This is a genomic window from Thiocapsa rosea (genome assembly GCF_003634315.1).
Lineage (GTDB): Bacteria > Pseudomonadota > Gammaproteobacteria > Chromatiales > Chromatiaceae > Thiocapsa > Thiocapsa rosea.
The window spans coordinates 335443-358235 of sequence record NZ_RBXL01000001.1 but is presented as its reverse complement, the minus strand read 5'-3'; the positions used below and the strand labels follow the sequence as shown (position 1 = coordinate 358235).

Sequence of the window (22793 nt, the reverse complement as noted above, 5' to 3'; positions counted from 1 at the left end):
GTTCAGAGTGTCTTCACGAACTCGATCAAGGCGTCCTTGTCGGCGTCCGGTAGATCGCTCCCGAAGGGATGCCCCCGGTCGACCTCGAAATCCGGGCAGGTGCTCAGCGCTATCAGGTCCGGGGCCAGTTCCTTGAGCCGCGCGGTGGTTTGGGCGGCGTCCAGTCCCTCGCGTTCGACCTCTTGATAGGCCCGCTTGGCGCTCTTGAGGAAACGCAGCATCCGCCACAGACCGACGCCCTCGTCCCCGAGGTCGACATTCAGATTGGAGATGAGATTGACCGGCGTGCCTGCGGGGATGGGTCCAACCACGATGTTGCTCCCCTCGACCAAGCCGCCGAGTCCGACCACCGACCGCAGCAGACTGGACAGGGGGTTGCCGTCCACCAGCGGCTGGGTGTACCAGGGCAGCGTCTGGGTCGCAGCCTTGAGGAAAGTGACCTGGGTGGTGCGGTTGATGATACCCGGGCGAGTCTCGGGCCACAGTAGCTTGCGAATGCCGTCGTCGAAGGCGGCCATGCGACCTTCGGTGCTCGGATCGCTGTTGAACAGACCGACCTCGTTGTTGTGCAGATAGGGCGCGGTGGACCAGATGGCGACCAGCGAGGGAACCCGTTGATAGCCGCGCCCGCCGGCCGGGGTTTCCCAGTCGAACTCGGTGTTGGTGATGGGATCCTTGAGCGTGACCGTCCCCGCGGCGGGAAGGTTCTTGTAGGTCTGGGACGAGAAATCCGCCCAGACATGACCTTCGATCGCGTTGCTGGCCATGGAGCTGCAAATCTCGGTCTCCAGGGTCGTGACCGGGATCCGTGCGTCGGTGGACAGATAGTTGTCCTCGAGGAAATCGTCCGCCATCACCAGCGCGCGCATCTTGCCCTTGAAGTCGTCGGTCTGGGTCCAGTCCGAATACTCCTTCCAGCACTCCAGATAGTCGCGCTCGCCGCAGTTGAGCTTGGGCGCATCGTCCGGAAGCTTGCTGGAATGGCAGGCGGCGCAGTTCTCGGCGAAGACGATCTTGCCCCTCTCCATGACGCTCGGATCCGAGCTGATATAGTCCGCGCCTCCGGGTGCATCCCGCAGCGGCATGGGGCCACTGGCCGCGATCAGATACTTGGCGAGATTGCCTGAGCGTTCCTGGGTCGCATTCCAATAGACCGAGTTGTCCTGCGCGACCTTGACCTTGATCGGGCTCTGGGGTCTGACGCCGATCAGCGGGCGGATATGGCGGATCCATTGCTGATGGTATTCGCCGATATTGATATAGACGCGCGTCAGGGCGGCATCGATCCCGACCGAATCGGCGCCATCCCAGAGAACACGCGGCACGCCGAAGGTCGGCCCGCGCTTCTGAACCTCGGGCAGCGCCAGCGCCCCGCCTGCGCTGGTCTCCTGATGCCAGCGCTCGGCGGCCGCGAGGCGCGCGCTCACATCGAAGATGGCGTTCATCGCCCGCGGATTGTTGATGTAGTCCGTGGGGACCAGCGAGGTATCGACCGCGCCGGGTTTCTGGCTGTCGAGGATGTGCCAGACGACGTTGTCCTTCTCCACGTTGACCCCGAAGACACGACCGAACCAGAAATACTGGGCACCGATGGTGGCGGAGAGGTTCTCGAACTGCGGCGACTCCGGATCCGCCGGCGGATGCAGCGGGTGGTGACTCACATGGCAGAAGGAGCAGGCCATGCCGACCCGATAGGGGCGCACCAGTTTGGGGTTGGAGTAATAGTCCGGGTCGTTGTAGAACTTGTCCGCGTCCCAACGCGCGGCGGCTTTTTTATCGAAATTGGGATTGGGATAGATGCGTAGCCCCAGAATGCCGGATGCCTTGCCGTAGACCTGTTCGTCGAAGGGCTCGGGCGGTGCGGTGCGCTCGTCCAGGCAGAGTCCGAACTTGTCGGGCGTGGTGGCCTGAACGAAGCCGGGCTCATTCATCAGGCCCAGATAAGCGAAACGGTTGGCACGGCTGTAGTAGTTGGTGTAATTCCCGCCCGGATACCGCGACGTGTCGGTCTCGGATCCGGCATAGGGCGCCGGCGCGCCGGGGGTCTCGGGACCCGGCGCCTCGGCGCCCGGGGCACAGGGATAGGATCCTGCCGCCTTGAGTAGATCGAAGGTGCCGAAGCTGTTGCTGGCGAGCCAGTCCCAGAAGGCTTCGTTGCCGCCGGTCCAGATCATCCAGGTGTTGCGCCCCTTGACCTGATCCTCGTCAAGCGCGATGCCGTTGTCCATCCCCTTGAAATAGTCCACAGCCGATTCCGGGAAGTCGGCGGTCGTCTTACCGGCCAGCTTCGCCTCGTCTTGCGCCGGGCGCGCGTTCCTGAGAGCGACAAAGATCGCGATGACAGCGACGGCGACGATTGCAATGACGAGTGGGCGGCTGAGTATTTTCATGAGGTCTCTCCCATCCAGCGCCGAGGTAACGGCGGTAGCGAATGTCGATTGAGGTCGGCGTGATCCGGCGTGGTCCCGGATCAGATCACCAGGAGGATGAGCAGCAGAATCGCGATCAGGACCCAGAAAATGCGTCGGTGTGCGCGTTCCAGATACGCATCGACCGGGCTGGAACGAACCACGTCGGTCAAGACGCGCGTGGCGGTCTTGGTGGTTGTCTGCTTCGTGCTCATCGCCGCGAACCTCCAACGGGTGAAAGGGGCAAGGGATCGGCGCCTGCGTCTTAGTGGAAGGGCTGCGGCCTGAAGACCGACATGACGTCCGCGATCATCTCCTCGTGGTTGGCGTAACGCCGCTCGTCGTAACAGCCAAAGGGGTTCGCGGGCGCGTTGAGCAAACAGCGATTGCAGAACGAGCAGGGGCGGTCCGGTAGATCCTGCCCCGAGGCGAGGATCCGGGGCAGATCATTGTTCGCGACAAGTGGTCGTGCGATCGCCACCCCATCGAAGTAATTTTCCTCGATGCCCCGGCGGATCAGCGCGCCATCCTGGAATCCCCCGGTATTGATGACTGGGATCCCGACCCGCGCCTTGATTTGGCGGCAGCCATCCATGCTCACGCCCTCCAGCGGGTAGTCCTTCTTGGTGCGATTCCACAGCCAGAGAAAAATCGGCCGCAGCGATGTGAAATGAAACAGAAAATAGTTCGGGAAATAGGCGCGGACGCCGTTCGAGACCATGGCCCCATAGGCGCTGTTCGCCTCGTCCGCAGGAAAGGCGCCGGGCGGAACAAGCGGATGCGGGAAGATGCTGCCCGCGGAGATATGCAGGCCGTCGACACCGTCTTGCTCAAGCCATTCGCAGATCTGGATGTAATCCGTGATGTCGTTGCCCTTCTTCTCCCAAGGGAAGAGGGCATTATTGAGATCGAAGGCGTTCATCTTGACCTGCAAGTGGAAATCCGTACCCGCCTCCGCACGCACGGCCTGAATCACCTCATGCAGAAAGCGGTAGCGGTTGCGCAGCGAGCCGCCATAGTCGTCCTTGCGGTCATTGATCGCCGAGCTGAGAAACTGCGTAAAGAGATAGCCATGCGAGGCGTGCAGCTCGATACCATCCAGTCCGGCCTCCCTGGCGCGTCGCGCGGCCTGGCCGAAGAGCTGAACGAGCTCCTTGATTTGATCCAGGGTGGCGGCCTCGCACAAGAGGCCATGAAAGGTATCCATCCGAGAGGTGGACGACAGCCCTGTATTGAACCGATTCTCGACCCCGCCGATGTCGCGCTGACGCCCGGAGTGACTGAGCTGGATGATGAACTTGCAGTCGTATTCGTGGACCTTCTCCCCGAGCTTGCGCCAGAACGGAATCTTGTCGTCGTCATCGATCATCGCGTAGTTGGGAAGGATGCGGCCGCGGATATGGACCGGGGCGAAGGATGAAATGATCGCCCCGACGCCGCCGCGAGCGAATTTCTCCTCCCAGTTGATGCGCGCGAGAGAGCCGGATCCGTCGTAGTTATCCCAGCGACCGGAGATGCTGGAGCGGAACAGGCGGTTCTTGACGGTCAGGTGGCGAAACGCGAGCGGCTGAAAGATGACATCGCTCTGCATACGAGAATCTCCATTCGACGCGGACAACGGGGTTGGGCGCTCGTCGCCTTGCCTCGAGCGACTTCCGGATGCAATCGGACCTTGTGTCGGCGCTTTCATTGCCGGGTATTCGAAGAGGGCTCAACGGCACGGTAGATCACGGTTCCGTCGCGCAAGACCTCTTTTCGCACCTGCCCCGCCGCCTCCATGACGTCAAGCGCCTGTTGAACCTGCTCGGACGCCTCTTCGAAGCGCTGGCGTAAAAGCCACCAGCGTCGAATGCCTTCCGCACTATCTGCTGCCGATGGATGCTCAAACAGGTACCGACCAATCTCCTCGGCGAGCCGATCAATCGCATCGTCTTGAGTTGCCATGTCGACCCGGAAATATCCAAAGCGGCACACTTGACGAGAGCTTCGCAAAGGCCGCGCCAATTCGAATAAAGAGGCTAACGTACTCAGTTATAACGTTTTTTACTGCGGTCTATGATGGGTGCCTGCGGGGAATAATCCCCATGGTTTCGGTCAAGAAAAGCGATAAGGAGGGCGCTGCATGCAGCAATCGAGACCCTGGGATTTTTCCCGCGGCCCGGGGGAAAAACACCCCGGCGAAACGCTCGGGACGATGGACGCCGCGTCATCGATGGACGCTCGCTGAAGGTTTGCCCGCGAGTCGCGCTCGCTTCAAGTGAGATATGCAGACGGGGATTGGGCCGATTGATTTGAACCGGCTTCCGGGACGAGGAGTGTGCTCGCTAGCCGACAGGCGGAATGTCAAGGTCTGTCGGTACAGCCTTGAAAACTTTGGCGGGACAGCCCGTGCTTCTTGAGTAATTTGCCGAGATCGCTTCTGTCCTTTCCGGCAATTTGTGCTGCGAGTGTCATGTTCCCGGCGGTGCTAGCGAGGAGGCGCGACATGTAGATGCGTTCAAACTCGGCGACGGCAGATGCCTTCGCGACCTTATAAGTCTGTTGCCCCGACTCCTGAATGGCCCCGGGCGGATCGACATCGGCGGGGCCTTCCTCGATCCCCCCGATGTCGATGACGGTACCCGTTGCCAAAAGCCATTCACGGTAGATCAGATTCTCGAGCTCGCGGACGTTCCCGGGCCATGAATGGGCCTCCAGCCGACCCATGGATGCCCTGGAGAGCGTCTTGACGGGCGTATCGAATTCGCTGCTCAGTCGCCTTAAGAAGGCCGCCGTCAGGAGAGCGATATCCCCTGTCCGAACACGCAGCGCAGGAAGTCGGACGCAAAGCACATTGAGCCGGAACAGCAGGTCCGACCGAAATAGCCCCCGGGCGACCATCGCCTTCAAGTCGGTGTTGCTGGACGCGAGCACCCGAACCTTCGCCTCTCGGACCAGAGTCCCGCCAACCGGACGATACTCCCGATTCTGGAGAAAGCGCAGAAGCGCGGCCTGGGCGCGTGGACTGATCGCCTCGATCTCGTCGAGAAAAAGTGTCCCGCCTTCAGCCTGCGCGATAAGACCGATCCTGGCCTCTTTGGCGTCCGTGAAGGCACCGCGGACGTGCCCGAAGAGCTCGCTTTCGACCAAGTTGTCCGGGAGCGTGGCGCAGTTGATCGGGATAAACGCGGCATCGCGGCGCGCGCTCAGATAATGGATTGCGCGTGCGACCAATTCCTTGCCGGTGCCGGTCTCGCCTTGGATCAGAACCGTCGCGTCGCAAACGGCGAACTTTGCGACAGCGGACAGCGCTGCAAGAAAAGGCGGCGACCGGCCGACTAAATTGAGCTGGGTGAATTCATCCATTGGCCAACCTCCAAGCGGCGGTTGAGGACGTCTCGTAACTGACGATCGGTAAAATACTTGCGGGGTCACCGGAGTACGCCTAGGTGCTTCCCGATAACTCTTGACTTCGCTGCTGGGTTACCCAAGAAGATAGCAGATCGACCGGGTTTCGGTATGGATTAGGGCGTTCCGGATATTTTCCTGACGCCTTGTCGTGTTCGTCCGGAATCCGATGACGACAACGACAACGACAACGACAACGAAATATTCTGCGACGGTTTGCGCAAGACTGACGGCATCAGGGCCTCGATGCCTTCCAGGTGCTCGCTGTCGGGATGACTCTTCCCGGAAATCACCCAAACCGCGTCCAGAGCGAAATGCGTCATTTTCATTTTGTGTTTAGCGTCGGAGACTCCCTTGATCTTGGCGAGACGCGGTTTAGAATTTAAGCTTTTTTAATGCTCTAAACCGCGTCAGCTCCGACACTCGTCGGAGCTGACGCGGCTAAGCCATTCCAACAAATAACGCATACCGCACCAGGCGCGGTTTAACGTCATACCTGGTCGCGGTCGGTCAGGATACGTCTCGTGTACAAGAGGAATGGCCGGACCGGATTCGCTGCTCCTCACGCCTTGCGCGACACGAACCAGACATTCATCGGATCGTGGGGCAGCACATGCCGCTCGATCTGCGCGAAGCCGGCCTCGCGCAGCATTCGCTCCGCGGTCTCCCAGCCCCACATGGTGCCGAGCCCCTCGCCGCCCTGACCGAGCGAGACGGGCGTGCAGTGGACGCAGGAGATCGCGTAAAGGAGCGACGCCATCGGGAAGTCGAGATTCTTCTCCAGGTGTGCGGAGCCGCCGATGTCTTGCATCAGATAGACACCGTCGTGGCGCAGCGCACCGCAGAGGCGGCGCAAGAGGTCCTGCGGGTCTTTCTGGTCGTGCACCGCATCGAAGGAGACAACGAAGTCGTAGCGCTCCCGCTCTTGGAAATGGGTCAGGTCGCGCACCTCGAAACGGACGTTCTTCGTGCCGTTGGTCCGTGCGTTGCGTGTCGCATCCGCGATGGCGTCGGCGCAGAGGTCGTAGCCGGTAAAGCGGCTGCGCGGATAGCGCTCGGCCATCGCGATCAAGGCCCGGCCGCGTGCGCACCCGGCATCCAAGACCTCGATCCCGGCCTCCAAGCGCCGTCTGAGTCCGGGAACGAGCGGGAGCAGCGTGTCGAAGAGCTGCGCGACCACGGTCTGGTTGCTGTCCTCGCACATCACCTGATGAAAGTCCGGGAAGTCGCCGTAGTCCAGACCATCCCCGGTCTCGAAGCAGGCAAGTGTGCGATCCTGGACCTGACCCATCAGGGTCACATACTGGGCATACACGGCGAAGTTGCCTAGGGCGCCGCCGCGCGTGAGACAGGCGGCATGCTCGGGCGGCAGCGCGTAGGTTCGACGCACCGGATCGTATTGGACAATCCGCCCGGTGGTCATGGCCGCGAGCCATTCGCGCACGTAGCGCTCCGACAGGCCCGCCTCCGAGGCGATGCGCTGGCTCGTGCTCGGCGGCAGCCTCGCCATCAGGTCGAACAGCCCGGTGCGATGCCCGATCGAGAGCATGACGGCGACGGCACCGGAATCGAGGATCTGCCCGATACGTTCGGCAAAGCTTTCGGCGTTCTGCTGATCGAAGCTCTGTTTCTCTGCGAGAGACAATGACATGGTTGTACTCCGGCGTTGTTGAGGGGTAGGCTCAGGATCCCCGAGATCGCCGGGTCGCGGCAGAGGCATGCTGGACAAAATCGGGGCATTTCGGTCAAGATTTTGCGATGAGCCGCGAACGAGACCCGAAACCCGTGTCCGCCCCCGTCTCCGCCCCCGTGTCCGCCCCCGTGTCCGCCCCCGTGTCCGCCCCCGTGTCCGCCCCCGTGTCCGCCCCAGTGTCCATCAGCCTGCTGGCCTTGCCCGAGAGCATGCCGGCTGCACTCTATGGCCTGTTCGAGGTCTTCTCCTCGGTCGGTGTGACCTGGTCCGAGCTGACCGGCGAGCCGGCCGCTGCGCCCCGTCTCGATGTGCGGATCCTCGCCGCCCGCGCTGCACCCTTCCCGAGTCCGCTCGGCATCCCGATCGCCCCGCATGCGGGCATCGATGCGGTCACCGAGACCGACATCATCGTCGTGACCGATTTGGCCCTTGCCGCCGACAGCGACCCGCGCGGTCGCTGGCCCGAGGAGTCCCGCTGGCTGCGCGAGCGCTACCGCTGCGGCGCAACCCTCTGCTCGGTGTGTACCGGCTCCGTCGTGCTGGCCGACGCCGGCCTGCTCGACGGTGAGGAGGCGACCAGTCATTGGAGCGTCACGGGTCTCTTCAAGCACTACTACGCCGGGGTGAGACTGCGCCCGGAGCGCATTCTCTCTTTGAGCGGAGAAGACGGACGCCTCGTCACGAGCGGCGGGGCTGCGGCTTGGGAGGACCTGGCGCTGTATCTGGTCGCCCGATTTTGCGGCGAGGCCGAGGCGGTACGCCTGGCCAAGCTCTTTCTGTTCGGCGACCGCAGCGAAGGCCAGATGCTCTACGCCGCCGGCGCGCGACCTCGACGTCACGAGGACGCCGTTATTGCACGCTGCCAGGCGTGGATCGCCGAGCACTACAGCCTGGACAATCCGGTGGCGCGCCTGGTGGCTGAATCCGGTTTGGCCGAGCGCACCTTCAAGCGACGTTTCCAGGCCGCTACCGGCTACTCGCCGGTGGAGTATGTCCAGACCCTAAGGGTCGAAGAGGCCAAACACCTGCTGGAAACCACCCGCGAGACCACCGATCTCATCGCCCATCGCGTCGGCTACGAGGATCCAACCTTCTTCCGGCGGCTCTTCAAACGGCGCACCGGCGTCACCCCGGCGCGCTATCGACAGCGTTTCCAGTCCATCGGCAAGCTCCCGCGCTGGCAGGGCTGAGCCGTCACCGACGCGCGAGATGTGTCTATCCCGTCGGTGAGCTCCCGGCGATTTTGCTGCTGCGGGGAGGGCGGGGAACTGGCCTGCGCCCGTAGGTGCGCTGAGGTGGCTCGGATCCACAATCCAACGGCCGCTCGGTGGGGATGGATCAGTGGCGGGTTCGACTGCCTGAACGCCAAGTGTCGATTTTCCCGATTCCCGTTCGTCTACAGTTAAACCGCGTCCAGAGCGAGATGCTCACTTTCGAGTGAGCTCGACGTTTGGTGCATCCACGACCCTTAGCGGGGACGCGGTTTAAAAGGGATCGCTCCACCGGTCCCGTCCGCCCCCATCCAGCCACAGGAGAGATCGCTATGGCCACCAACCCCGTCGTCTGGTTCGAGATTCCGACCCGGAATATCGCCCGAGTCCGCGCGTTCTACGAGGCCGTGCTGGGTGTCGCGCTCACACAAGCCGACACCAGCGCGTTTGCGCCCACCACCGAGGTGTGGATGTTTCCGATGGATGAGAATCTGCCGGGGTGCGGCGGTGCGCTGGTGCAGGGGCCGGAGAACCCCGTAGGCCCTGGAGGCAGCATGGTCTACTTCGCGTGTGAGGACTGTGGCGTCGAGGCCGAACGTGTCGCGACCGCCGGCGGCTCGATCGAGAGCCCGAAGCAACCGATCGGCGAGTACGGGTTCTGCGTCGTCGCACGCGACCCGGACGGCAACCGCTTCGGCCTGCACTCGATGCGCTGAGGGTCTCGCGATGAATTTCCTGCTGCTGATCCTCGAAGAACACGGCGACCGCGACGCCCGCAGCGACGCCGAGGGCCAGGCGCTTTACGCCGAAATGCTCGCCTTCGGCGCCGAGCTCGACGCCCGTGGCCAGTTGCTCGCGAGCGAATCGCTGCGCCCCGACCGCCACGGGGGGCGCGTCCGGCGCCGCGAGAGCAAAACGCGTTTCATCGATGGCCCGTTTGCCGAATCACGCGAGATGATCGGTGGATTCTTCCTGATCGACTGCGCCGACCGCGACGAAGCGCTCGAGTGGGCCGCGCGCTGCCCGGCCGCACGTTTCGCGACGGTCGAGGTGCGCGAATGCGCGCCCTGTCATCAGCGCTGAAGGCTCCGCCCGAGATCGCTCCCGACAGTCACCTGAACCCGGAGGAAATGTGCCATGTCCACCGACCGCACCGTCCGCCTGCATCGCATCCTGCGCGCGCCGCCCGAGCGGGTGTATCGCGCGTTTCTCGAACCCGACGCCATCGCCAAGTGGAATGCACCGCACGGCTTCACCGCGCGTGTGCACGAGATGGACGCCCGCGTCGGCGGCGGCTATCGGATGAGCTTCATCAACTTCGCCACCGGCACCCGCCACGACTTCGGCGGCCAGTACCGCGAGCTCGTCCCCGGCCGGCGCATCGTCGTCAGCGACCGCTTCGACGATCCGGCGCTGGACGGCGAAATAACGCTCACGATCACGCTCGAGCCGGTCTCCTGCGGCACCGCGCTGCACATCCTTCAGGCGACGCGGCATCGCCACTGCGCTGATCCGGCGCACGCAGGCGATTGCCGCCGAGCTCGGGGCCCGGGTCGTGTTCGTGCAGGCCGACCGCACCGACGATGCGGCCATCGCGCTTTACAGTGGCGTTGGCCGGCGCGAGGACGTGCTGCACTTCGACCTGCCCGTCGCGGATTCCTCCGGCGCACCTCGGGGTTCGCCCGGGCGCACCCCTCCCGAGTGAACAAACCGCCCGCATGGCGCCCTGTGCCGGCGATCCGTGATCGCCACGAGGACAAATACGATGGCCGAGATCCAGCAAAAGATCGTTCCACACCTCTGGTTCGACCAGGACGCCAGGGAAGCCGCCAGCTTCTATTGCGCGGTCTTCCCCGACTCCGGCTACGGGCTCTCCTGGCAGATCGTCCCCGGGGAACTGTCCACCATGATGACGGACGCGGATCCCGAGCGGGTGAACCGGGTAACCCGGGCCGTTCTCGAGATGAAGAAGCTCGATCTCGCTGCGCTGCAAGAGGCCTACGATGGCCGATAGGCAAGACCGCAACGCCGCGCTGCAGCGCCACGGTGTCGGAGGTCCCCCGCGATGAAGACGATCTACTACACCGCCAGCAGCCTCGACGGCTTTCTCGCCACCGAGGATGACTCGCTCGCCTGGCTCTTTGCGCTCGGGACTTCGCTCGACGGCGAACAAGGCAGCGATTCGGGTTACGCCACGTTCATCGCCGGCGTCGGCGCGCTGGCCATGGGCTCCGCAACCTATGAATGGCTGTTGCACAATCCGGAGCAGGTGGCTGCGGCGACCGGAACACCGTGGCCATACACGCAGCCGACCTGGGTGTTCACGACGCGCAGCTTGCCGCGGATCGACGGCGCCGACCTTCGCTTCGTGCGCGGCGACGTGCGCCCCGTGCATCGGGAGATGCGCCGCGCCGCCGGGGCCGGCAACGTCTGGATTGTCGGAGGCGGCGAGCTGGCCGGGCAGTTCCACGACGCCGGGCTGCTCGACGAGATGGTCGTCCAGATCGGATCGGCCACGCTGGGGCGCGGCAAGCCGCTGTTCCCGCGTCGCCTGGTCGGCCCCTCGTTGCGACTGCTCGGCCTGCGCCGTCCGGGCGCCGAGCTGGTCGAACTGCATTACGCACTCAAGCCTGACCCACCCGACCCATCAGCTTCACCCCACCCCAGAGGAGACGCCCCATGAGTTACGTCGATGGCTATGTGATTCCGGTTCCGCAGGACCGACTGGAGGAGTACCGCAAGCAAGCCGACCTGGCCGCGCAGATCTGGCGCGAGCACGGCGCGCTGGAGGTCGTCGAATGCGTCGCCGACGACGTGGCGCCGGGCGAGGTTACCTCGTTCCCGCGTAGCGTGCAGGCACGCGACGGGGAAACGGTCGTGTTCTCGTGTATCCGCTACGCATCCCGCGAGCAGCGCGACCGCGTCAACGCTGCCGTCATGGCCGACCCTCGCCTGCCTTGTCCGCAGAAGATGCCGGAAAGCGAAACACCGTTCGACCCCCGCCGCATGTTCTGGGGTGGCTTCGGAGTCCTGGTGGAACGATGACCGACGGGGAGCGCATCGATCCCCCCAGGGATGACTCCGGCGATCCGCCTGGCGTTCAGCACGTCCGCCGCCGGATCGAGGCGATCTGGCGTCTCGATGCGGGACGCATCATTGCGGCACTGGCGCGCTGGAGCGGCGACTTCCAGCGCGCCGAGGACGCCGCCCAGGATGCACTGATCGCCGCGCTGGAACACTGGCCGACGCGGGGCGTGCCCGAGCATCCGACGGCGTGGCTGCTGCGCACCGCGCGCAACCGTGCGATCGACCACCTGCGGCGTGAACAGCGGGGCGACGCGCTGGTCGGCGACTACGGCCGCGAGATCGCGCGCAGCCATCTCGCATGCTCGACGCTGTTATGCAGCGACGACGCCCACCACGATGCGCTGGCCCTGCTGTTCATCGCCTGCCATCCGATCCTTTCGGCCGACGCCCGCTGCGCGCTCGCGCTACGCATCATCGGGGGGCTGGACAACGCGGCGCTGGCACGCGCCTTTCTGGTGCCGGAGGCAACCATCGCGCAGCGCATCGTGCGCGGCAAGCGCAAACTTGCCGCAGCGAACATCCGCTTCGAAATCCCCTCCGCGGCGGAATGCCGCGAACGCCTCGGCTCGGTACGCGAGGTGATCTACCTGATCTTCACCGAGGGCCACGTCCCCAGCCAGGGCGCCGACTGGGCGCGGCCCGACCTCTGTCATGTCGCACTGCGCATGGCGCGCGTCCTGGCGCAGGCCGCTGCCGATGACACCGAGACACAGGCGCTGCTCGCATTGATCGAGCTGCACGGTGCGAGGCTGGCCGCACGCATGGACGAACAGGGTGACCCGGTGCTGCTCGAGGATCAGGATCGCGGAAAATGGGATCGCGGCGGCATCCGCCGTGGCCTCGCCGCACTGGCGCGCGCCAACAGGCTCGCGTTGACCTGGACTACGGCCCAAGATCAGGCCCGGGGTGCAGCACCGACGGTTGCACCGGGGCCGCTACGCCTGCAGGCAGCGATCGCCGCCTGCCACGCGACCGCGCCCAGCTTCGCCGCCACCGACTGGCGCCAGATTGCGGGGCATTACGCGACGCTGTTCGCGACCACCGGATCACCGGCGGCGCGCATCCACGAAGCCCAAGCGGCAGCCCGGTTCGACGATCCGGTGCGGGTGCTGGCCGCACTCGACGCTGCCGTCGACGCGCAGGCACTCGCCGGTTACGTGCCGCTACACGCGGTGCGCGGCGACCTGCTGGAACGTTGCGGCGAGCGGGCGGCCGCTGCGGATGCGTTTCGGCTGGCCGCCGAACATTCCGGCAACGCTGCCGAAGAGCGCTTGCTCCGCGCCCGCGCGCAGCGTGCGGGGGACGGTGCCGGATTCACATAAGGTGGTTTCCGGACAAGGATCTACCGGCAGAGCCGCAGCCAGGAAAAGTGGTTGAAGGCTCTACTCGTTGTCGTTGTCGTGTTCGTCGGGAATCCGATTACGACAACGACAACGACAACGACACATTCTGCGAGGGTTTGCCCGAGACTGACGGCATCAGGGGCTCGATGCCCGCCAGGCACTCGCTGTCGGGATGACGATTCCCGATCCCCAGTCGGGTTGCGCGGGGGCAATACAATCCTAGGAGCATCGAGCGCTGTTGGTCTATCATAGACTTACCTTGAGCCCACTCCTCCGCACCCAGAGTTTGGGGGACGCATGTTGACCGTCACCCGAGCGTCCTCTATCCCCCGGGCGGGAGGCGCCCTCGCCATGTCGATCGCCGCCGGACGCACATCCGGCACCGCGGTGCCGGACTCCCCGGGGCTTTTCGGAACGTCCTTTCCGGCCCGGTCGCGCTCAGACGCCATCACCCCGGTACGGCGGCGGCCATGACGCTCCGACGCCGCGCCCAGCTGATTGCCCTGATCTCTGCGCTGGGCTTTCTTGCACTGCTCGGTCTGTCGGTGGTCAACCACCGGAACTGGAGCCAGTCCGCAAGAACCCTGGCGTTGACGAATACGTTGAACGTCGAGATCATCCAACTGCGAACCTTGCTCTTCGGCTATATCCTGCGCGTGCAGGGCCATCCCCGCGACCTGGTGGAATCCCAGTTCGACACCATCGACGATCTGCTGGCGCGAGAGTCCGCGTCCATCGCCGAGGCGATCCGCGACGACCAACGGAGCCAGGATGCTTGGGAGGAGTTGCGTCGGCTGCTCGACCGGATGCGAAGACTGTTCCCCGAGGTGGATGGCCCGGGGTCCGAACCGCGCTTTGCCGAGCGCGACGAGCGTGCGGCCAATCTCCTGTTGGTCGATAGCCATGCCCTGACCGAGCTCGTCAAACATATCCGGGTGCAGGCCAATGCGCGGATGCTGGTGGCGAGCGAGCGGACAAACCTGACGCTGGGCCTGCTGCTGTTCGGCGTGGCCGGGCTTGGTCTGTGGATCTTCGGCACCCTCCAGTGGACGATCCTGAGTCCGGTGCAAGCCTTGCGCGATGCCGCGCTGCGGGTCGGCGCAGGCGCGCTGGAGCAGCGCCTGCACAGCGCGCGCCGGGACGAGCTGGGCGAGCTTGCGAACGCCTTCGACACCATGTTGGACCGGCTCCAGGAGAATACCGTCTCGCGCGCGCGGCTGGAGACCGAGATGGTGGAGCGCCAGCGCGCGCAGGCCGAGATTCAGCGTCTCAATGTCGGTCTGGAGGAGCGGGTGCGTCAGCGCACGGCGGAGCTTTCCGCCGCCAATCTCGAGCTGGAATCCTTCGCCTATGCGGTCTCCCACGACCTGCGTGCGCCGCTGCGGGCATTGAGTGGCTTCAGTCAGGCCCTCATGGAGGACTACGCCGATCGGCTGGACGGGGAGGCACTGGACGATCTTCAGCAGATCGACCTCGCCAGCCGGCGTATGGGCGAGCTGATCGACGGCATCCTGACCCTGTCGCGCAGCACCCGCGGCGTGTTGCGACACGATACGGTGGATCTGGGCGCGCTCGCCCATTGTCGGCTCGCGCAACTGGCGGCGGCCGAGCCGCAACGCCGGGTTACCCTGGAGATCGAGCCGAGGCTTACCGTTTCGGGCGATCCGACCATGTTGGAGGCGGTCATGGTCAACCTGATCGACAATGCCTGGAAGTACACCGGCCGGACACAAGACGCGACCATTCGGGTCTATTCTATGGAGAGGGACGGGGCGCGCTGGTGCTGTGTGAGCGATAATGGCGCCGGCTTCGACATGGCCTACTCCGAACGGCTGTTCAAGGCGTTCCAGCGACTGCACCGGCAGGACGAATTCGTCGGCATCGGCATCGGACTTGCCACCGTGCAGCGCATCGTTCACCGTCACGGCGGCGCCGTCGCGGCCGAGGGCGTGCCGGGTCGGGGTGCCACCTTTCGCTTTTCGCTGCCCGAGGCGGCCAGTGAGGAACCGTCGGTATGAAGCACCTCGCGATTCTCATCGTGGAAGACAACCCCCAGGACGAGCGTCTGATGCTCCGCGCCTTGCGCAAGGCGAATCTGGCCAACACCATCGACGTGGTGCGCGACGGTCAGCAGGCCTTGGACTATCTGTTTGCCGAGGGCGAGTTCGCCGGCCGTGACGGGGGGCTTCCGGCCGTCGTGCTGCTCGACATCGGGCTGCCCCGACTCTCCGGCCTGGAAGTGCTCGAGCGTCTGCGCGCGGACCCACGCACCCGTCTGCTCCCGGTGGTGATTCTGACCTCCTCGGACGAGGAGAACGACCGGCTGCGCAGCTACGAGAGCGGCGCCAACAGCTTCGTGCGCAAGCCGCTGGAGTTTGCCGGCTTCGCCGAGACCGTCGCCCGCCTGGGCAGCTACTGGCTGCTGATCAACGATCCGCTGAGGCTCTGAGCATGGAACCGCACAGATGAACGCATCGCCCAAGCCGCGATTGAACGTGTTGGTCATCGAGGACGACCCGGCCGATTTTCGGCTGCTCGTGCGCCATCTGCGCAAGGAGTGCTTGGCGGCCGACTGCACCCGGGTCGCCAGCAACGAGGAACTGGAGGCGGCCCTGGCGGAGGGATGCTGGACGCTCGCGCTGGCCGACTACAGGATCCCCGGCATGGAGTTCGAGTCGACCCTGGGGATGCTTCGCGCGCGCTGCCCTGAGCTGCCGGTGATCCTGGTCTCCGGGACGGTCGGCGAGGAACGGGCGGTGGAGCTGCTGCACTGCGGGGTCGGGGATTTTGTCCTGAAGGACCACCTTATCCGCCTGGTTCCCGCAATCGAACGCTGTCTGCGCGAGACGGAGGAACAGCGCGCGCGCCGGGACGCTCAAGCGGCGCTGCGCGAAAGTGAGGAGAAATACCGCATCCTCGCCGACTATTCGCCCAATTGGGAATACTGGATCGCGCCCGACGGGGCCTACCGGTACGTCTCGCCCGCCTGTTTGGAGGTGTCGGGTTACGCACCGGCGGAGTTCTTCGCCGACTCCGGACTTATGGAATCCATCATCCACCCGGACGACCTGAATGCTTGGCGAATGCATCGCGCAGGATCGACCGATCCCGTCCCGCTGAGCTTCCGCATCCACACCCGCGACGGCGACGAGCGTTGGCTCGAGCATGTCTGTGTACCGGTTCTCGACGACGCGGGCCACTTCTTGGGTCGGCGCGGCTCCAATCGCGACATCACCGAACGTCGCCGCGCCGAACAGAAAGTCGACTTCCTGACCTATCGCGATCCCTTGACCGGCCTGCCCAATCGCGCGCTGTTTCACGAGCTGTTGACCCGCGCGATCGCGCATGCCGAGCGCACCGGCACCGAGTTCGCGCTGCTGTTTCTCGACCTCGACAACTTCAAGACCGTCAACGAAAGCCTCGGTCACAGCCAGGGCGATCGGCTGCTGATCGCGGTGAGCCGGCGTCTCCTGGATGTACTGCCGGAAGGCAACGCGCTGGCGCGCATCGGCGGCGACGAGTTCAACCTGATCCTGGATCGCGGCCGGAGACTGCCCGGTATCGACCTGATCGCGCAACACCTGATCGACGCCCTGAACGAGCCTTTCCTCATCGACGAACGGCACATCTATATCGGCGTCAGTATCGGCATCGCACTCTATCCCGCCGACGGCCAGGAGATCGAAACCCTGCAAAGCAGCGCCGACGCAGCGCTCAATCAGGCCAAACAGCAGGGAAGAGGGATCCTGCGTTTCTTCTCGCCGGAGTTGACCGACCGGGCGAAGGCTCGCCTCGCGCTCGAGGCCGAGCTGCGACATGCCATCGAGGGCGACGAATTACGCCTTTATTATCAACCGCAGACCGATCTGGTCAGCGGAGAGACCGTCGGCTTGGAGGGGCTGGTGCGCTGGCATCACCCCGAGCGCGGGATGATCCCGCCCGGCGACTTCATCCCGCTGGCCGAGGAAAGCGGGCTGGTCGTCGCGCTGGGGGACTGGGTGCTGCACACGGCCTGCCGTCAGATCAAGACCTGGCTCGACGCCGGGTTGGCACCGCGCCGGACCGCGGTGAACGTCTCCGCTGTCCAGTTGAGCCGGGATCACCTGATCGAGTCGGTCAAGCACGCGCTGCGCGAGACGGGCATTCCGCCCGAGCGCCTGGAGTTGGAGATCACCGAGAGCTTTGTGATCGCCGACCGCGAGCAGTCCTTCAAAGCACTGGCGGAGCTGCGCGCGCTGGGCGTGCGTCTGTCGATCGACGATTTCGGCACCGGTTATTCATCGTTGGCCTATCTGCAGCACATCGAGATCCATGAGCTCAAGATCGACATCTCCTTCGTGCGCGACGTGACCACGAACACCAGCAATGCCTCGATCGTCAAGGCCATCATCGCGCTCGGTCACAGTCTCGGATCGGAGATCGTTGCCGAAGGCGTCGAAACCCAAGCGCAGGCGGACTATCTACGTGCGCTTCACTGCGACCTGATGCAGGGCTATCTGGTCAGCCGGCCATTGCCGGTAGAGGAGATCACGCGGTTTCTGTCGCGCGCCGGCGCGACGCCCCGAGATACGAGCCGATAATTCGGGACGCGTTTCGAGCCGAGTCTGCGCTATGGTGCGCGCGCTTCCGACCCTGCTGGCCGAGGCCGGCTACGATTGCTTCCTGTGCTGGACCGGGATGGACGCCCCCCGCCGTCGGGCCGGCTGTTGACCCAATACACCCAATCTCGGGCACGTTGGCAAAGCGAGCGCGGTGTCGGTGGCCTTGAGTTCGTCTCCGCCCGCGACCCCGGGGGGGTGTTTCCAACATTATCTCGTCACGGATGCCCAAGATTCGCTCACCTGACTTCCGCCGATCTTTCCGCACGGCGGCCCCGGCCGAGAGGCGCCGGAAGGGTCCGTTCACGACCCGGACCTGCCGCTCGGCGCCTCGTCCCGGGTGACAGTTCCGGACGCATTTCGGTCTGTCGCAGTCAGACCCATGAGCGACTATGGAAAGCCAGGAGCCGTCTCTCATCGGCCGCAAGCGACTGACCGGTCCATACTGATAACGGCAACCCGCAGTCCGGTGACCGACGGACCGGTCACGACCCGGATCTGCCGGTCGCGACTGCCAAGCTTACGCCCAATGTCGCAAGGTCAGCAGACCGCCGCCTCGGTCCGTCTGGCCTTACAGGCAACACCAAAGGCCCGACCCGGTCACGCCCAGCCGCATGGTTTCCGGCCCTTGCAGATGGGGCGATAATTCGGGATGCTGCCCAGGCGGAGAGTCTAGCCACGCGCCTTGGCATCCAAACACATCGGATTGCAGTTTAAGGTTTTGGGATCTGATGTTCGCGCGCTTCGCCGATTGCATGCCCGCGTTATCGGGACTTTTTTGGAGCATTCGAGTGCTGGAGATTGTCGGAAAGTATCTTGAGGAGGAAGCGCTGCGACGTTCCTCAGCCGACGAGATTGATTTGTTTGGCCGGAGCGCCTTCAATCGCTATTACTATGCGACGTATTGGATTGTTAGGTCGTGCCTTGTAGAAATTGACCCGACTTGGGAACTAAAACATAAATCTGTTCCAGAACTACTAGAGGGGCAAGTTCGGAAAAAGCTGAATAATGAACTTAAGAAAGCAGAGCGTTTGAATATTAAAGGGGGGAAACTCCGGAATCGAATTTACACTTCGACCGCGGGCCTGGCGCAGCTTATGCGGCACGCGTACAGTAAGCGCGTAGAGGCGGATTATACTGCCTCCAGCAAAGTCACGAAGATTGATCAGACGCTCTACATGGGTAACGAGAAAAGTAGCTCGGCATTTCACTGGCCATCCCAAGCGAAGACCTTTACAGACGATTTGCTCAATGTATCCAAACAGCTCGGACTCAGGTGACAAGCAACGAATAAAGGAGTTCCTGCGCAAGTATGCGGACGGTCGGTATAGAGACTCCGTGGTTGAGTTTGTTCCGGAGTCCGGCAGATATCTAGTGCTTGTGCCGTACTCCGTGGCTCCGTTTTCACGAAAAGCATCTGTTATGCTAAGAAATCGCGTGCACAGAGAGCTTGGATTGAACGCTGACGTAGAAATGTGTTCGGATTTTTCAAACGGTCCAGCGAATGCTGCGTTGGCCCTGGCGCTGGAGAACCTACTGGACCGTAACTTTATCGATGTTGCGATGTTGAGTTCGCGCTCTGGCGCAATCGATGTTGTGGTTTATGTCAGATCCGAGGATGACATTGAACGGGGTGCTGCTCATCGCGATTTGGTGCGAAAGATAGGCTCTTTCTTGCAGGCATACGAATTGCAGCTTGGCCGCGTTTATATTACGGAATTGACCCAAGGTCCCCCAGCTCCACCGCAAATCCTATGGTGTGTTTACAGGCTAGCCCCCGCAAGCTTAGAGGTCATATTTAAGCGCTTGTCGGAGCAAGGGCTGACGGTGCCCTCGGAAAACTGGTTGAAAAGAGCTCTCGACGGTTTAGTTCGTGTGAAGGCCCTAATTTGGGAGAAGCCAGGCTGTTATTCCTTAACTGCGTTTGGTATGTCTGTGCTGCCGAACCGGCGGGGAAGAGATTCTCCTGATGTTGCACGCGCACTTGAGTTGGGCCGGCGAAAATGGTAGAAACCGCGTTGGGGCGTGGTGGGGAAGGTAAAAACTTGCGATGGGGCGCAACGCCCCAGCTTGCAAAGGTCTGGTACAGAAGGTTCGGTCGGGTTCGCACCGAAGATGCTTCGCATCTTCGGCACGAACCCGACCGGCGCTCAACGAAAGCGATCTGCGCTTTGCTTTAGAGGCCCTTGAATACTCCGCCACGCCTCATTCTCTTTTCCTCCCTCGATAAGTATCTCCAAGCACTTGGTGACGGCTTCGACGAGGCACACGTCGATGCTATTCGTTGTCTCGATAGTAAAGGCTATCCTCCTGTCGTCTCGATCAGAGCACTGTCCGTCTTATTTGGATACAGGAGTCAGTTTGTCGGGGCGATGCTGAATCGACCTCAACACTACTATCGAAGATTCCAAATTAGAAGCGGAAAAAAGCAACGGCGTATTGATGCACCTCGCGTGGGGTTGAAAATAATCCAGAAGTGGTTCGGCCATTATCTTGCTCGCGCGATTACCATGCCGGACGTAGTCGTTGGATTTGTTCCTGGACGTTCAATTCTGCATGGTGCGGCAATGCATTGCCGAGCGAAGTGGGTTTTTTCGACAGATATTAAAGATTTTTTTCAAAGCACCCCGACGGCAATCGTAAAGAATGCGCTTGTGGACATCGGGTATACTGAGCATGGCGCAGAAATCGCCTCGGGCTTGAGCAGCTTGAACGGGGTCCTTGCGCAGGGTTCTCCGGCAAGCCCGGTGTTATCCAATCTAGCTTTTCTGAAGGTTGACAGGCAACTACAAGAGTACTGCCACGAGCGCGGGCTTGTGTATACGCGATATGCAGACGATATAGTAATTTCCGGTGCGGGAAAGCCGAGTCCTAATATTTCAAGTGACGTACGTGGAATGATCGAGACAGGCAATTGGCAGTTGTCTGAAGAGAAAACAACCCTCTTGTCATTACCGAATCGGCTTAAGGTTTACGGCTTGTTGGTCGATCAGGCACGTCCGCGGCTTACGAAGGGATATCGAAGAAGACTTCGCGCGATTAGGCATCTCGTCGATTCAGGAAAGATTGATGCGCAGAACGATCCTAAGGCATATGAGCGCGCATGCGGTCATCTGGCATTTGCTCAGTCCGTAGAGGATTTTTCAGATCGTGTGCAAAAGGACAGCACCTGAGAACGGAAAGGATATCCGCTGACAAAGCTCAGACCCGACGCCCTGAATTTTAACGTTCTTTTTCGCGCACACGTTTATGATTGAGCGAACGTCCGCAATGCGATTAATCAGGCCCCCTATGGGCCCTGCGAGACCGACAACAAACCGCGCGAATTGATCGCTGGCGTGAGCAGTCATGGGAGTCCGCAATGCGCGTTGAAGAGTCACGCGGCTTGAGTTGACGTGTAACGGCTTGTGGCCGGTTGCTGCCACAACGAAGTCCCAAGACGGGTCTTGGCTCACGCCTCGCCAACAGCGGTGGTGGAAAATGGCAGATTTAGCGGGGATTAGTCTGAGAAAAATTGGCGGAATAACGTGAGCGACAACACGTATTTTTACTCCATCTTTCACGCCGGTTTCACGGACGAATAACGGGCGGGTCGTAGCCTTTCCTCAACACCGGAGCATCCCGGTGGATCAACCGACAGACGACCCGAGCGAGGAGGAATCGCGATGACCCGTAACGATGCACTCGGCCTTCCCATGAGCGGCGCCGATACGACCGCAGGCGATCTCTACCATCAGGCACTTCATGAGTTTCAATGTTATCGGGGCGACCCGGTGGCGACCGCGGAGCAGGCGTTGAGCCGGAGTCCGGAGTTTGTGATGGCGCGGGTTCTCCATGCCTATCTGCATCTGCTGGGGACCGAGCCGGACGGATTCGCCGTGGCCCGCGCGGATCTGGAGAGCGCCGGAACCCGACCGAGCACGGCGCGCGAGCGCGCGCATCTGAACGCGGTACAGCACCTCTTGGACAGCGAGTGGCATGTCGCCTCGCGGATCCTGGAGGACATTGCCATCGAGCACCCGCGCGACATCCTCGCGCTCCAGGTCGGGCATGTCGTGGACTTCTATACCGGCGCGTCGCGTCTGTTGCGCGACCGCATCGCCCGTGCCTTGCCCTCATGGTCGGCGGACATGCCCGGCTATCACGCCGTCATCGGGATGCACGCCTTCGGTTTGGAGGAGACCGGGCTCTATGCGCGCGCGGAGGCCGCGGGCCGGCGTGCGGTTGAGCTGGAGCGCCATGACGCCTGGGCCTGGCACGCGGTTGCCCATGTCATGGAGATGCAGGGCCGCACGACCGAGGGCATCGCGTGGCTGCGCAGCGACTCGGACGCCTGGTCCGTCGACAACTTCTTCGCGGTGCATATCTGGTGGCACCTGGCGCTCTATCACCTGGAGATGGGCGAGGTCGACGAGGTCCTGCGGCTGTTCGACGGGCCCATCTACGGACCGCGCTCCCGGGTCGTGCTCGACATGATCGACGCTTCCGCGCTCCTGTGGCGCCTGCAGCTTCGGGGCATTCCGCTCGGCGAGCGTTGGCAAGCCGTGGCGGATGGCTGGGAGCCGATCGCGGACGCGGGCAACTACGCCTTCAACGATGCCCACGCCATGATGGCCTTCACCGGTGCGCAGCGGCGAGCGGCCGCCGAGCGTGTCTTCGCGGCCCAAACGCAGGCAATGGACGGACCGGGCGACAACCGTTTCTTCGTTCGCGAGGTCGGGTCCCCGGTCACCCGTGCGATCCATGCCTTCGGAGAGGGCGACTATGCCGAGACGGTGCGCCTGCTGCGACCGGCTCGGGATCGGGCCAATCGTTTCGGCGGCAGCCATGCCCAGCGCGACCTGATCGATCTGACCTTGATCGAGGCCGCGCTGCGTGACGGGCAGCTTGCCTTGGCACGTGCGCTGATTGCCGAGAGGGTCGATCTCAAGCCGGACAGTGCGAGTGCGCGTGCCCTTGCTGCGAGAGCGGGCGATTTACCGTTGAGTCAGGCCGCTTAGGTGCTTTCCGGGAAAGGATCTACCGACAGAGCCGGAACCAAGGTCGGTCGTCGAAGGTTCTACTCG

General features: G+C 63.0%; 20 protein-coding genes and 1 pseudogene. 15 read left to right on the top strand and 6 right to left on the bottom strand.

All coding sequences use genetic code 11. The annotated features are described in order from the left end of the window. Positions 1 to 2: 2 nt before the first annotated feature. The 6 genes from BDD21_RS01630 to BDD21_RS01610 form a co-directional block, all read right to left on the bottom strand. Positions 3 to 2390, bottom strand: a complete 2388-nt coding sequence (locus BDD21_RS01630) for a hypothetical protein (RefSeq protein ID WP_211334955.1) — start codon at positions 2388 to 2390, stop codon at positions 3 to 5. Positions 2391 to 2470: 80 nt separating this feature from the next. Continuing rightward, positions 2471 to 2623: a hypothetical protein gene (locus BDD21_RS27675; protein ID WP_170164657.1), complete on the bottom strand. Its 153-nt coding sequence runs from the start codon at positions 2621 to 2623 to the stop codon at positions 2471 to 2473. Positions 2624 to 2673: 50 nt separating this feature from the next. Beyond that, on the bottom strand, positions 2674 to 3999 hold the full coding sequence (locus BDD21_RS01625) for an NADH:flavin oxidoreductase (RefSeq protein WP_120795656.1): 1326 nt from the start codon (positions 3997 to 3999) through the stop codon (positions 2674 to 2676). A gap of 95 nt (positions 4000 to 4094) precedes the next feature. Continuing rightward, positions 4095 to 4352 carry a hypothetical protein gene (locus BDD21_RS01620; RefSeq protein ID WP_120795655.1) on the bottom strand — a complete coding sequence of 86 codons (258 nt, stop codon included), beginning with the start codon at positions 4350 to 4352 and terminating at the stop codon, positions 4095 to 4097. Positions 4353 to 4751: 399 nt separating this feature from the next. Next, the gene (locus tag BDD21_RS01615; protein WP_120795654.1) at positions 4752 to 5753 is read right to left on the bottom strand and encodes a sigma-54 interaction domain-containing protein; all 1002 of its coding nucleotides are present in this window, start codon (positions 5751 to 5753) and stop codon (positions 4752 to 4754) included. A gap of 604 nt (positions 5754 to 6357) precedes the next feature. Beyond that, positions 6358 to 7446: a class I SAM-dependent methyltransferase gene (locus tag BDD21_RS01610; RefSeq protein WP_120795653.1), complete on the bottom strand. Its 1089-nt coding sequence runs from the start codon at positions 7444 to 7446 to the stop codon at positions 6358 to 6360. Positions 7447 to 7652: 206 nt separating this feature from the next. Here BDD21_RS01610 and BDD21_RS01605 point away from each other — a divergent pair, with 206 nt between their 5' ends. From BDD21_RS01605 to BDD21_RS01535, 15 genes and pseudogenes are all read left to right on the top strand, one after another. Continuing rightward, positions 7653 to 8678, top strand: a complete 1026-nt coding sequence (locus BDD21_RS01605) for a GlxA family transcriptional regulator (protein WP_245969359.1) — start codon at positions 7653 to 7655, stop codon at positions 8676 to 8678. Between the two features lie 353 nt (positions 8679 to 9031). After that, complete coding sequence (locus tag BDD21_RS01600) at positions 9032 to 9415, top strand: VOC family protein (protein WP_120795651.1); 384 nt, start codon at positions 9032 to 9034, stop codon at positions 9413 to 9415. Positions 9416 to 9425: 10 nt separating this feature from the next. After that, positions 9426 to 9782 carry a YciI family protein gene (locus BDD21_RS01595; RefSeq protein WP_120795650.1) on the top strand — a complete coding sequence of 119 codons (357 nt, stop codon included), beginning with the start codon at positions 9426 to 9428 and terminating at the stop codon, positions 9780 to 9782. A gap of 54 nt (positions 9783 to 9836) precedes the next feature. Beyond that, positions 9837 to 10184, top strand: a pseudogene (locus BDD21_RS01590) (SRPBCC domain-containing protein); the annotation flags it as partial. Between the two features lie 10 nt (positions 10185 to 10194). After that, positions 10195 to 10404: an N-acetyltransferase gene (locus BDD21_RS01585; protein WP_425470275.1), complete on the top strand. Its 210-nt coding sequence runs from the start codon at positions 10195 to 10197 to the stop codon at positions 10402 to 10404. Between the two features lie 60 nt (positions 10405 to 10464). Then, positions 10465 to 10713 (top strand): VOC family protein, encoded by a 249-nt coding sequence (locus BDD21_RS01580; protein ID WP_211334954.1) that lies wholly within the window; start codon positions 10465 to 10467, stop codon positions 10711 to 10713. A gap of 51 nt (positions 10714 to 10764) precedes the next feature. Continuing rightward, on the top strand, positions 10765 to 11382 hold the full coding sequence (locus BDD21_RS01575) for a dihydrofolate reductase family protein (protein WP_120795649.1): 618 nt from the start codon (positions 10765 to 10767) through the stop codon (positions 11380 to 11382). Next, the gene (locus BDD21_RS01570; protein WP_120795648.1) at positions 11379 to 11744 is read left to right on the top strand and encodes a DUF1428 domain-containing protein; all 366 of its coding nucleotides are present in this window, start codon (positions 11379 to 11381) and stop codon (positions 11742 to 11744) included. Before BDD21_RS01575 ends, BDD21_RS01570 begins: the two co-directional genes overlap by 4 nt. Then, positions 11741 to 13108 (top strand): RNA polymerase sigma factor, encoded by a 1368-nt coding sequence (locus BDD21_RS01565; RefSeq protein ID WP_120795647.1) that lies wholly within the window; start codon positions 11741 to 11743, stop codon positions 13106 to 13108. The genes BDD21_RS01570 and BDD21_RS01565 overlap by 4 nt, the downstream gene beginning before the upstream one ends. A gap of 491 nt (positions 13109 to 13599) precedes the next feature. Next, complete coding sequence (locus BDD21_RS27670) at positions 13600 to 15147, top strand: sensor histidine kinase (protein ID WP_170164656.1); 1548 nt, start codon at positions 13600 to 13602, stop codon at positions 15145 to 15147. Then, on the top strand, positions 15144 to 15578 hold the full coding sequence (locus BDD21_RS01555) for a response regulator (RefSeq protein ID WP_120795646.1): 435 nt from the start codon (positions 15144 to 15146) through the stop codon (positions 15576 to 15578). The genes BDD21_RS27670 and BDD21_RS01555 overlap by 4 nt, the downstream gene beginning before the upstream one ends. Before the next feature lie 16 nt (positions 15579 to 15594). Continuing rightward, positions 15595 to 17709 (top strand): putative bifunctional diguanylate cyclase/phosphodiesterase, encoded by a 2115-nt coding sequence (locus BDD21_RS01550; protein ID WP_120795645.1) that lies wholly within the window; start codon positions 15595 to 15597, stop codon positions 17707 to 17709. 749 nt (positions 17710 to 18458) lie between these two features. Next, positions 18459 to 19007, top strand: a complete 549-nt coding sequence (locus BDD21_RS01545; RefSeq protein ID WP_120795644.1) for a hypothetical protein — start codon at positions 18459 to 18461, stop codon at positions 19005 to 19007. Between the two features lie 906 nt (positions 19008 to 19913). Further along, complete coding sequence (locus BDD21_RS01540) at positions 19914 to 20900, top strand: reverse transcriptase family protein (protein WP_147430952.1); 987 nt, start codon at positions 19914 to 19916, stop codon at positions 20898 to 20900. Between the two features lie 492 nt (positions 20901 to 21392). Then, the gene (locus BDD21_RS01535) at positions 21393 to 22727 is read left to right on the top strand and encodes a tetratricopeptide repeat protein (protein ID WP_120795642.1); all 1335 of its coding nucleotides are present in this window, start codon (positions 21393 to 21395) and stop codon (positions 22725 to 22727) included. Positions 22728 to 22793: the final 66 nt, after the last annotated feature.